Origin of the sequence: Ehrlichia canis str. Jake, assembly GCF_000012565.1 — a bacterium.
GTDB lineage: Bacteria > Pseudomonadota > Alphaproteobacteria > Rickettsiales > Anaplasmataceae > Ehrlichia > Ehrlichia canis.
The window spans coordinates 358,439-371,015 of the sequence record NC_007354.1; the positions used below are offsets into that span (position 1 = coordinate 358,439).

The 12,577-nt window shown below is 30.0% G+C and carries 9 protein-coding genes, 1 tRNA gene and 3 pseudogenes; 8 read left to right on the forward strand and 5 right to left on the reverse strand.

From position 1 onward, the window contains the following. Nucleotides 1-894: 894 nt before the first annotated feature. Nucleotides 895-2,196, reverse strand: a complete 1,302-nt coding sequence (gene purB / locus ECAJ_RS01260; protein WP_011304365.1) for an adenylosuccinate lyase — start codon at nt 2,194-2,196, stop codon at nt 895-897. A 280-nt stretch (nt 2,197-2,476) separates the two neighbouring features. Here purB and ECAJ_RS01265 point away from each other — a divergent pair. Further along, a tRNA-Gly gene (locus tag ECAJ_RS01265) sits at nt 2,477-2,552 on the forward strand. Between the two features lie 485 nt (nt 2,553-3,037). Here ECAJ_RS01265 and ECAJ_RS01270 read toward each other — a convergent pair. The 4 genes from ECAJ_RS01270 to ECAJ_RS01285 form a co-directional block, all read right to left on the reverse strand. Next, the gene (locus ECAJ_RS01270) at nt 3,038-5,893 is read right to left on the reverse strand and encodes a Cpg1 family polymorphic protein (protein WP_011304366.1); all 2,856 of its coding nucleotides are present in this window, start codon (nt 5,891-5,893) and stop codon (nt 3,038-3,040) included. A gap of 679 nt (nt 5,894-6,572) precedes the next feature. Beyond that, a complete protein-coding gene (locus tag ECAJ_RS01275) occupies nt 6,573-7,316 on the reverse strand; it encodes a biotin--[acetyl-CoA-carboxylase] ligase (RefSeq protein ID WP_011304367.1) in 744 nt (247 codons plus the stop codon). A 553-nt stretch (nt 7,317-7,869) separates the two neighbouring features. Then, a complete protein-coding gene (locus ECAJ_RS01280; RefSeq protein ID WP_044262125.1) occupies nt 7,870-8,535 on the reverse strand; it encodes a glutathione S-transferase family protein in 666 nt (221 codons plus the stop codon). Between the two features lie 380 nt (nt 8,536-8,915). Further along, complete coding sequence (locus ECAJ_RS01285; RefSeq protein ID WP_011304369.1) at nt 8,916-9,425, reverse strand: protein-disulfide reductase DsbD domain-containing protein; 510 nt, start codon at nt 9,423-9,425, stop codon at nt 8,916-8,918. Between the two features lie 307 nt (nt 9,426-9,732). Between ECAJ_RS01285 and ECAJ_RS01290 the strand changes: the two genes are divergently transcribed. From ECAJ_RS01290 to ECAJ_RS04930, 7 genes and pseudogenes are all read left to right on the forward strand, one after another. Next, the gene (locus tag ECAJ_RS01290; RefSeq protein WP_011304370.1) at nt 9,733-10,755 is read left to right on the forward strand and encodes an ABC transporter ATP-binding protein; all 1,023 of its coding nucleotides are present in this window, start codon (nt 9,733-9,735) and stop codon (nt 10,753-10,755) included. 25 nt (nt 10,756-10,780) lie between these two features. Further along, a complete protein-coding gene (tatA, locus tag ECAJ_RS01295) occupies nt 10,781-10,951 on the forward strand; it encodes a twin-arginine translocase TatA (protein WP_011304371.1) in 171 nt (56 codons plus the stop codon). A 240-nt stretch (nt 10,952-11,191) separates the two neighbouring features. After that, complete coding sequence (recR, locus tag ECAJ_RS01300) at nt 11,192-11,779, forward strand: recombination mediator RecR (RefSeq protein ID WP_011304372.1); 588 nt, start codon at nt 11,192-11,194, stop codon at nt 11,777-11,779. Nucleotides 11,780-11,792: 13 nt separating this feature from the next. Beyond that, a pseudogene (locus ECAJ_RS04920) lies at nt 11,793-11,921 on the forward strand (recombination protein RecR); the annotation flags it as partial. Between the two features lie 68 nt (nt 11,922-11,989). Further along, nucleotides 11,990-12,064: a hypothetical protein gene (locus ECAJ_RS05010; protein ID WP_407918899.1), complete on the forward strand. Its 75-nt coding sequence runs from the start codon at nt 11,990-11,992 to the stop codon at nt 12,062-12,064. 13 nt (nt 12,065-12,077) lie between these two features. Then, nucleotides 12,078-12,206 (forward strand): annotated as a pseudogene (locus ECAJ_RS04925) (recombination protein RecR); the annotation flags it as partial. Nucleotides 12,207-12,219: 13 nt separating this feature from the next. Further along, a pseudogene (locus ECAJ_RS04930) lies at nt 12,220-12,348 on the forward strand (recombination protein RecR); the annotation flags it as partial. Nucleotides 12,349-12,577: the final 229 nt, after the last annotated feature.

A 12,577-nucleotide genomic window follows, 5' to 3' on the forward strand; every position in this document is an offset into this window, starting at 1 on the left:
TCATAGATAAGAATTTAATACAAAAGATTTGATGTTAAAGACATATGTGCTGATTTTATGTATATGTTTTGGTGAATATGCAATTTTTCATATAGTGTGTAGAGCTTTCAATAACGTATTATTGTTATTAATAAAATGATATTAGTATTAAGTATTAGATTAATGTGTTGTTAAATAAGAGAGAGCTAGAAGCAATGTGATGATTAAAAATCATAGTGTTTTGGGCAAAGATTATTAATAGTGTGTTATTGTTTGGTAAATAGGTGAGCATATTGGTACTACAAAAATTTTATGTTAACTTACATGTTACATTTTTTTTGAATATGTGTTAGTGAGTTATAAAGAACTAGGTGGATGTGGTAATTTTGCTAAATAATGGATGGTGATGTAGTTAATATTTGCCAATAATTGGTTAGTACTTATGTGATATTTAGTAAGCTGATGTTTTTTTCTTTATTTACAATTGCTTAATTTTGATGATGATAACTTATCGTTGTATAAAAACCACTTGCAATCAATTAAAGAAATGTATAAAATTAATACATGTGTGTAGTTAAACTAGTTTGTGTCTAAATTAGGCGGAGGCCCTGCCTTACTTTTGTAAGATAAAGTGTGTGTTACCTAATGGTTATGCATTGATAGTAAGGTAGGACCGTATTTATTAATCTTCTTAATTAATATAATAGGATTATAATTAAAAAATAATAAATAGTCAATAATAATTATTTATTATTTTAATATAAAATTATCTTATTCATATTTTATTTAATTATTTTTTTAATCAGTTAATAATTTATTTAATAAAGTTGTTGTTTTTCTTTTACTTATAGTTAAAAAATTAATAACTTAGTGACATCATATGTTAATTAATATTAAAAGCTGAATTGACAATAGTTATTGATCTTGAAAAACCTTATCAAATATCATATCTATGTGTTGTGTATAGTAGTTAAGATTGAACAAATCTTCTAAATTTTTACTGTTTATGTATTTTAATACTTGTGGATCTCTTTTGAGTTCATCTAAAAAATGAGAATTGTTATTCCATGTTTCTAGTGCTCTTTCTTGAATTATTTTATAAGCTGTTTCTCTATTTAGTCCGTGTTTTACTAATTCAAGCAATACTCTTTGAGAAAATATCAAACCTTTAGATTGTTTTAGGTTTTTGTCCATATTATTAGGATATATAATCATATTATTCAGTAAATCTGCTAATCTTGCAAGTGCAAAATCTGCTACTATACAGGCGTCTGGTGCAATACATCTTTCTACTGAAGAATGTGATATATCCCTTTCATGCCATAGTGCAACATTTTCTAATGCTGGTGCTACATAACTGCGTATCATTCTAGCAAGACCTGTTAAGTTTTCACTTAATATAGGGTTTTTTTTGTGAGGCATTGCAGAACTTCCTTTTTGCCCACTTGAAAAATACTCTGTTACTTCTAACGTTTCAGTTTTTTGTAGGTGCCGAATTTCTATTGCTATATTTTCTATAGAAGATGCAATAACTCCTAAAGTTGCAAAAAACATTGCGTGACGATCTCTTGGTATTACTTGGGAAGATATGGATTCTGATTTAAGATTTAGTGCCTTTGCTACGTAATTTTCAACAAATGGATCAATGTTAGCGAAATTACCCATGGCTCCTGAAATCTTACATACTGATATTTCATCTTGAGCTATTTTTAATCTGTTGTAATTACGTTTAAATTCTGCATAAAATCTTGCAAGTTTTAAACCAAATGTTATTGGTTCTGCATGTATACCATGGCTACGTCCCATGCACAGCATGTATTTTGTTTCTATGGATTTTTGTTTTAAAATACTTAATATGATTTCTATATCATGTAATAATAACTCACAGGATTGTTTTAATTGTACAGATAAACATGTATCTAATACGTCAGAACTTGTCATTCCATAGTGTAGATATCTTATGTCTGAGTTAGTAGATTCTGCTATATATGTTAAAAATGCTATTACATCGTGTTTTACTACTGATTCTATTTCATTTATGCGATTAATATCAAAATGTTCAGTTTTATTTTTTAGATTATCAAGTATATAACTAGGTATTATACCTAATTTTACTTGTGCTTCACATGCGTAATATTCTATATCCAGCCATATTTTAAACTTATTGTTGTCTTCCCAGATTGATGACATTTTAGGTCTGCTGTAACGTTTTATCATTTTTTATCTCCAAGATTTCAATTTTTTATTGTAAGTGCCTAGATATTATTTTGTTGTGATAGATATACAAGCACTTGGTGATATTTATGATTATATGGTATATCAGTTTGTACTTTATAGTGCATTATTTTTTATTTTATAATTATTTTGATGTTTAGACATTCTTATAGTTATGTATTGTTAGAATAGTTGTTGGTATGCTATAAAAAAGATTGTTATAATTTTCTTGCACTGTAATGGTTATTATCTTATCATCTTAAATTGAAGTGATCTATACTATGCGGGAGTAGCTCAGTTGGTAGAGCATTACCTTGCCAAGGTAAAGGCCGAGGGTTCGAACCCCTTCTCCCGCTCCATCCATAAATGTTTTTGCATTATTTATTTTACTGTTGATATTTTGTGTTATAGTAAAAAGTTCCAATAAAATTTAGTAATGTATTACTGAAATACAGATTTTTTGTTATTTAATAGAAGTTTTAAATGTTTTGATAAGTAATACTGATACTACAAAGTAAAAAGTACATTATAATTAAGTGCATTAGAATTTTTATACATCAGTTTCTTTGAGTACTATGTAGAATTTGTAGAAAACTACATTAATCGCTGCAATTGTAAAATTATATTAGGTTATTGAGCATGGTTTTCACTAATACTGCTGATAAGTGCAAGTAAAGCATGTAAGCTTGTAGTACATTAAGTCTATGTTACTACTGAATCACTACTAGGATCTTGTTGTAGTTGTGTTACAATATAGTAAAGAATAAATACTATTAGTACTGTAAGGCATGCAGGTTTTCTACAAACCTGCATATCCTTTATACAATTGCCATTTATCAAGTTTTTATTGTTGTTGTTGATGAAACTGTCCTTGACTAACGCCACTTATAGATGCTAATGCTACTTGTGAACTTGGATTAGTATCATCTTCTGATGGTGTATTTTCTCCTTCATTACTGCCAGTGCTTTGTTGTACAAATATAGGTGATAATGAATGTACACTTACAGTACTGCTACGTCGTGTACTAGATATTAAAGTTACTCCTGGTATGCCAGATGCAGGTACATGTGTTTGTGTACTTGATAGTTGATTATCATTAGGTTGTTGTTGGTCCTGTGTGGACTGTATATAACTTTCTCTTGCTGCATGATGCATGACATTGGTGGTAAGATGTTGTGTTGTTAATGCTGATTGTTGTTGTGTAGTGCATATTCTTTGTGCATCTGTTGAAAGCTGTATATGTTGTTCTAATGCTTGTAAGTCTGCTTGTGCAAACTCAAGAAAGCTAAGTAATCTAGGTGATGGTTGTGGTTGTGGTTGTTGAGGCATGTCTGGTATTGTGAAGGTTTCATCTTCAACTTGAATATCATCTGTCTGTGCTATATGAGACAATAGTTGTACATTTTGTGTGTCAGGACTTAATTTTTTCTTCTTTTGTTGTTTTGTTTTATCTTGTTGAGAACCTTCTCCAGTATATATTGATTTTGGTTGTTTCTTATGTAATGGTTTGCGAGCTTTCCTTCTTTCTGGCTCTGATGAGAAATCTTGCCTGCTTTGGTGAAGAAAAGTATATTTATAAGAACTTGATAATTCTTGTTCTGTACTTTCTGTTGTAGGTGTTTGTTGAGATGATTCAAGTGGTCTCATACCTAACAAGCTTACTCCTTCTTCATTTGCGGACGCAATTTCTTGTTCTAGTTGCTCTGTTGAAAGTGTCGTTGTATCTTGACTTATACTATATCTGGGTTTTCTACTTGCACGTTTCTTTTGAGCTTCTTTGTAGTCTTCTTCTAAAAGTATAGATATTGGGATTATGTATCGTGCATCGTCAAATCTTCTATGAAGTTCTGGAGCAAGCAATGCAAGTGCTCCTCTATATTCTAAAACATTTTGTGTGACATTTTCAATTGCGGTTAAGTGTTCTTCCAAGATTGTACACTCATTAAATAGTCGTGATGATCTTGCATCAACATTTGAAGTTACGATTACATCTATTGCTGTGAGGAGATTCATGTAACGTAGTTGCGCTCCAAAAGTGTCATATAGCGGTAATAGTGGTACTGTACCTGTTATCCTCACCAAGTTTGTTATTACCAAGCTTTCAAGTCTTGGATTATAAAGCATGTTACCATGTATTCTGTTCATGAATATTGGTCTTATTGCTCCAAGAGTCCTTGCGAATTTTACAAAGAATGTGAATCCAATGTTCTTGAAGTTGAACAATGCTACATCAGTATATTCAAGTGCAAGTATTGTACCAGCAGTACCAAGAGAAAACATGGTATCTGTGCGAAACCGTCTTGCATTACGACTACTGAACCTTTGTCTAACATTGTGAACATATTCGAACTTGCATGGTTCCTCGATTGCTGAAGATGGTGTAAAGTATCTAAAAATACTCCATTTAAAAATTGCATCCTTTACAGCATGAGATATGCAATCAGCAGGTTGCAAAGCAAGATTACCAAACCAACGGAACAGTAGTATACTTTGGAAAGTTAAATCGTTTAGTATTTCTTCTCTTGTTGGATTATGGTTTTCAAGATAACGACGTATGAATACTCTTCTGTGTATGCCAAGAACTGTAGGAGGTAATGCAAAAGCTAATTGTATGCATGATAAGAGAGTTGTAAAGTAAGAAGGAATCCCGTTAGCTAGACCATTCCATTCTGGAAAATATTCAGAAGAATGTGTAGGTACGAATACTGTGGCATTGTTGGTAGTGTTATTGAGAACTGTATTTACTGTACTGCTGTATTCTCTAGTGTGATTAAGAGAAAAAGTTATGTTAAATCTAGTTCGTAGATCATCTCTTGCTCTGTTAACTACAAATTCACTAAATTCGCGTGCAAAAAAAGTTGACAGTACAGCACAAGCGTATGCTGGTGAAATGAATGCGAGACGCTCGTTCCAGCGTATAGCTGTTGTAAATGCTGTATGACGATTTGGATGTGCTACAGCATATGCTGCACGTGCTTCAGCTACATGTCTTTCTCTAGTTTGGTATAATATAGCTGTTGACACTAATCTAATAGCTGTGCTAGCTTCTATGTCAATCTGTTCACCATGGTCTACATGTGACTCAGGATCAGCTTGTCTAAGAATAGCATGTGCTAATCCTCTTAGAAGAACTGTTTGCAAAGAAAGTGGCGCGTCTGTACTAAGCACAATTCTTGCTTCTTCAGCTAATGTTTCTATGTCAAAATTCTGTAATGCTCTTATACGTGATAAGAATTGATCATAACATGCAATATTTCGTGGATCAAAAGTATGTGAAAATTGTGGACATGACCTTAATATATCTGTGATACTTTGGAGAGAGTGTACTGCTTCACCAGTATTACACATTTGATCTGATATATGTCCTATTAGACCGTAAAAGAGTGTAAATAACACTGATACCCCGGCTTCTTCTAGTGTATACCTGAAATCAAGTTCAAGTGCTTCTAGTACAGCTGCAAAGTCTTCAAATGTAATTGACTGTAAAATTACTATTTCAGTTAATGCTTCAGTTATAACGATAGAACTTTCATGAGAATTATTTTTCCTATTAAATGCAAGAAATCTTATCTGATCTATACAATATCTGAGAGGACTACGTAGAAAAGTTCGATGTGTAGCTCGGTACTTTTTTATTAGATTAAGTATTTGCTTATAAAGTTTGTCTTGATTGGAAGTAAGTATCTTTCTAGGTTCCATATTTATCCTCCATTAGTTGACCATTTTGTTAATAACTACATAACATATTGAATCAATAAATTATGCAATTGTAGTGTTATAAAGGTACAAGCCTAATGCTGATGTACTTTTATTTAACAGGTACTATGTTATGTTTGAATAAAACGATACAGAAAACTCAGTTTTTTATACTTATAAGTTAGATATTGAAAAAAAGAGACTCTTGAAATGTTACTAGACCGCTATCCTATTTATTGTATACCACAAAACATTAGCAAAACACCTGCAAATAACTAGCTTAGCATTTCAACTAAATTATTAAGAAAAACGCCACGTAAACATAATTAATACTCTCACACATTAAATTGTGATATTTTAATTGTATATCAGTTGTATATATTTAGTCAATATTATTTTATTATTATTGCAAATCAGTTGCTTTAATGCAATATAGTATAGTGTGAGTGGCTTATATATGTACTATTGCAATGTTGTATATTGTAGTTATTTGAAATAACTGAAGATTAATGTGTTTATTGGTGTAGTGATTACTAACAATAATATGTAATTTTGTTTTTTCTTGACTTGTGTAATATTATGTTATATCGAGCATAACTAGCTTAGCGTTTTTATTTTTTAGGGTGTGTAGTTTTAGTAATTAGTTAATATGATTAAGTATTATATAAAGTTATAATTAACTTTATGTAATGTTGAATATTTCACCTGATGTGATGCACGTGGTTTTATCTTCTTGTTGCATTATCATATTGCCCTTCATGTCTATTGTCACAAATTTCCCAGTATAAGTATTGTTGTGGCTTTTGACTGTAATTTTGCTGTTTAGATGACATGTTTGTTTAAGCCATAGATCTTTTATCTTTGTAAATCCATAGTTAATGTAGTACTTTCTCAAATTGTTAAAATGATTAATTACTTTTTCTAGCAATTCCAAATTAGATAAAGTAAAGTTAATATTGTGTTGTTTAATTGTTGTTGCATATTCTGGTGCTTTATACATATTAATTCCTATACCAACTACTATCCACTTTTGTGGTGCATTATTTAATGTTTTGCTTTCTAATAATATTCCGGATATTTTCTTGCTATTTATTAGTACATCATTGGGCCATTTATATTGTACTTTTGAAATTTCTTTATTTTCTAGTATTTCTTCAAGTGTTTTTCCAACAGATAATGCTGCAATAAATGGTATAGGAAATATTTCTACAAATTTTGTGATGATAATACTGAAATATAAATTGCCTTTGGGAGAGTGCCATATGCGTTCATATCTGCCTCGTCCTTTAATTTGTTCATCAGATATAATTATTGTACCATCTTTAGCGCCACATTCTGCAAGCTTAATTGCTTCATAATTTGTACTATATAAAATTTTATGATGTTCTAAAGAATATCCATTTGGTAGGTTAATATTTGATTTCATATTGCAAAAGTTCTAGTAAATTATAAACTTTGTGTTCAACTATATAGTGAATAGCATTATATGTCGTGAATTTTATTATATAAACCCTCGAATTGAACATTGTAACTTACAATATTTAAAAACACACGGGTTGAAGTAAGGTAGTAGTAATTACAATACTAAACTCAAATGCCTTTTCAATGTGCTGAGTTTAATCACATAAGGATAATAGCATGTAATTTCAAAATTCCAGGTTATTGTAGTGTATTGAAGTGGTGATCCGCAAGTTATAGAAAGAATTATTGTTACTTACAGTCTTTGAACATACAGTAATATGGAAGCAAGATAGTTACCATATTCAATTCAGATATCTTTTAAATGTGCTGAGCCTAATGAATAATATATATCACTTCAAAACTCTAGGTTATAGTTTACTTTAGTGGTTATTCCAAAGTTGTAATAAGTTTAGCTTACTGTATTTTAAAACACATAGTAATATAGAAGTAGAGTAGTTGTCATGTTCAATTCATATGTCTTTAAATGTACTTAATTAGTAACTAAAATAATATGTAACTCAGAAATCTAGTTTGTTATAGTGTACTGGAGGTGTTATTCCAATTACTTTATCGTTTAATATATCGCTAAATGATGGCTTAGATTTTATTACAGAATACCATTCTTTTAGTGTAGCTGTTAAATGCCATGGAAAAATATTCATGAAATCTAGCACTGATATATGGGCAGCTAGTGTGATATCTGCCAGTGTGAATTCATTGCAAGCAATCCAACTACTAGCATTGAGGAGCCGTTCTATGTATCTAACATGCGGAAGTAAATTTTGTCTTGCAGCTTGAATAAATCTAGAATCTGGACTTGCATTTTTTATATAATACTTTGATATTTTCTCATTTATTATGTATCTTGTAATCTCATGATAAAATTTATAATCAATCCAGTATATTAGTTTACGTACTATTGACCTTGTATATAGTGAACTTCCAAGTAGTGATGCACTATCATATAATTCTTCAATATATTCGCAAATTGCTTGACTATCTGCTATTACATGTTGCCCACTTATTAATACAGGAACTTGGCATACAGGGTTGATCTTTATGAATCCTTCACGCTTTTTCCAAGGATTTTCTTCTATTTGATGAAAATTAAATTTCTTTTCTTTAAGAAAGATACGTACTTTTCTAGAAAATGGACAAAGTGGAAAATGGTATAGTGTATCCATAGTAAGTTTCATGTATACAAATGGTTTAATTTATAACAGACTTAGTAATCTCATGCAATGTAATATTTGGACTTATTGTTTGTAAAATTACATATGAAATTTTTTTGTATATTACTCAATAATTACAATTATTTTCTCTTGGATGTGTTAATTTTTTTGTTAAGTATAGAGTTTAGTGTAAGATTCTTTATAGTTTTACTATAGTGTTATAGTAATTTAAACTGTGTTGTTGAAGGATTTATGTGAGTTGTATACTCTGAGAAGGAATGAATAAAAATTTTTTTTATTGTATGTAGATTAGTATAAGATTATTTATTATGATTTTACTACACTTATCTGATTTTGATAAGTGTTTAGAAGAAAATTTGATCAAGCATTTATTATTTTGTTTTCCAGAAATTAATTATCTGAATGATTTGTTTATTGTAATAGTCTTGTAAAATCTGATTTAATATGATTACCTTTTCTCGTGGAATACATACATCTTTGCAGACTGCATATCTGATACGTAAAGTGGTATTTAATTCTTTGTTATCTTTAAATACTAATGATATAGGGAATACTACAAGGTCTTTGTAAATATTGCTGTGAAATGTATTGTTGCTTACAGTATCTGTATGTTGTAATGGTTTAGGCCAATGTATATCTACTTTTTTAAATATATCATCTTGCCACTGAAAAACTGTTGGTAACCCAAGATCTCCAGGTGTATGATAATAAATATGCCAGCCATTTTGTATTGTGACTTTAATCGCTGCTTCAATGGTTTTATTTTTCATATCTAAAGATCCTATGAGTAAATTCATATTTACTAGATTTATAACATTTGATGCGTAACATTCATTTGTTACAAATAAAGTTATTAAAATTGTTAGGATGAATTTTAACATGATACTCCTAAACTATTGCCTATAAAACAAGCAGCCTATATTGTTTTCTTTAGTATACATGTATTATGGTATAAAATCATTAATTATTATTTGTTGTCATTTTTTAATATTAATTGATTGTAAGTACCAAAGAGATTTTTATAAAAGATGTTTAATATAATTGCTTTTGTATTACTTGCATAGCGTGGAAAAAAAGATTAACATCTAAATGAAGTCTTGACATTTATTTTGTGAAATGTGCTCATGGATTACATGAGTTCCAGTCACATAATTCACTATATGGCATTAGCTTGTTAAAGGTCTATTGATGGTAGGTTTACAATTAGAAAATGTCTTTTACAAATATAAAAAAGGTCAATTTTTATTAAATGACATTAATATAAATTGTAAGCAAGGTGAAGTTGTTTGTCTTCTTGGTCCTTCTGGATGTGGTAAATCTACAATCCTAAAACTAATTGCTGGGTTAGAAGATTTACAATATGGTTCTATATGTATAAATGGTAAGGTTGTAGTTGACAGTAATTTCTGTATGCCTACTGAAAAGCGTAATGTTGGCTTAATATTTCAACATCCTTCTCTATTTCCACATCAGACTGTTATTGAAAATGTAATGTTTGCTGTTAAAGATTCTTCTAAAACACAAAAATTTAATATCGCATTAAGTATATTACAGTCTATTAATATGGTTGCATATAAAGATATGTATCCTGATATGCTTTCTGGAGGACAACAGCAGTTAATTACTATTGCTAGAGTAATTGCTCAAAGGCCGGAGGTAATATTATTGGATGAGCCATTTTCTAGCCTTGATACAGCATTGCGAATTAATATTAGAAGACATGTGTTATCATTATTAAAATCTAAAAAAATCACTGTATTGCTTGTTACTCATGATCCGGAGGAAGCACTTGAAGTTGCTGATACAGTGTATATTATGCGGGATGGATATATAGTTCAGCATGGTACGCCATATGAGATATATTATAACCCTAGAGATCATATGTTAGCGCAATTTTTTGGTGAGGTTAATCATTTTGTTTGTACAGTAAAAGATTATTGTATAGAATTGCCGATAGGGAAAATACCAGCGCAATCTTTCGCTAATGGGGAAGAAGTAGTAGTTTGTATAAGACCTGAGGCAATAATTTCTCATTCAAATAATGGGATAAAAGCTGTAGTAAAACAGATAAAATTTTTTAATAATATGGTCTGTGTTTGTGTAGGTGATTGTTTGTATTGGATGAGATTTGCTAATGTAGTTTTACCGCAGATTGGTGATACTATATTTATCTTGCTTGACTTAAATAAAATTTTATTATTTAAGGTATAGTTTTATATTTTATAGGAGTTTTATTATGACTTTAGGTCCATGGCAAATTTTTTTAATTTTAGTGATAATTTTAGTACTTTTTGGTGCAGGTAGATTACCAGATGTTATGAGTGATTTAGGCAAAGGTATCCGTAATTTAAAACAAGAATTGAAAGATAATAAGTTAGCATCAACGGAAGACGAGCCAAATCGTTAGCTGGGTTTATAAGATTTTTTTATTAAGTAAGATCATCCTTAATATAACTTGCCGTATAATTTTATGTCCTAACTTTTTATATTGATATATAAGGTCATAAGTCCTTTATTTGATGGTAAAGGATGTTTTGTTATTTTTCAGATTTTTAATGTGCATTATTAATGGATCTGTGTAAAATTAGCTAATATTGTGTATACATTATATGTAAGTTATTTAGCTGTTGGTTACTAGGGAGGTGGTGTGGATATTAATAAATTGATTAATATGTTTGCAAAATTACCTAATTTTGGACCATCTTCTTCCAGAAGGATTGTGCTGCATTTACTTCGGAATAAAGAGGAGGTAATGTTGCCTTTAGCTTCTGGAATTCAGGATTTAGCATTTCAGACTAAGGAGTGTTCTGTATGCTTCAATATAGATGTAAAATCACCGTGTAGTATCTGTTCTGATACTAAACGTGATCATCAGTTATTATGTATAGTAGAAGAGCTGGGAGATTTATGGGCATTTGAGAAAGGAAAAATATATCAAGGAGTATACCATGTGTTAGGAGGGACTTTATCTGCAATTTATGGTATAGGACCTGATCAATTGAACTTAGATAATATTGTAGAAAGAATAAAAAAGTTTGACATAAAAGAAGTAATAATAGGTATAGGTAATACCATGGATGGGCAGGTAACTACTCATTATATAACTCAGATAGTTAAGGGATTAGGTATTAAGATAACTAGGTTAGCCTGTGGTATACCTATGGGTGGAGAAATAGATTATTTAGATGAAGGCACTTTAAGTGCAGCTTTGTCTTCTCGTTATGTTATATCTTAGATAAAAACTTGATATAATTCAAATAATTAAAAACATTAAGATAACTGGATTAACCTGTGGTATACCTATGGGTGGAGAAATAGATTATTTAGATGAAGGCACTTTAAGTGCAGCTTTGTCTTCTCGTTATGTTATATCTTAGATAAAAACTTGATATAATTCAAATAATTAAAAACATTAAGATAACTGGATTAACCTGTGATATAGCCTATGGGTGGAGAAATAGATTATTTAGATGAAGGCACTTTAAGTGCAGCTTTGTCTTCTCGTTATGTTATATCTTAGATAAAAACTTGATATAATTCAAATAATTAAAAACATTAAGATAACTGGATTAACCTGTGGTATACCTATGGGCGGAGAAATAGATTATTTAGATGAAGGCACTTTAAGTGCAGCTTTGTCTTCTCGTTATGTTATATCTTAGATAAAAACTTGATATAATTCAAATAATTAAAAACATTAAGATAACTGGATTAACCTGTGGTATACCTATGGGCGGAGAAATAGATTATTTAGATGAAGGTACTTTAAGTGCAGCTTTGCCTTCTCGTTATGTTATATCTTAGATAAAAACTTGATATAACTCAAATAATTAAAAACGTTAAGATAACTGGATTAACCTGTGGTATACCTGTGGATGGAGAATAGATTATTTAGGTGAAAGCACTTTTAGATGGATAAGCTTTTATTTTGAATTGAAATAGTTTGTGTATCGAAAATTTGTTTGTGTCATTATAAAAACTCAAGATTATTCTTTGTCGTGTTGAGTTAAAATTTATTTTTTTATAAAAACCT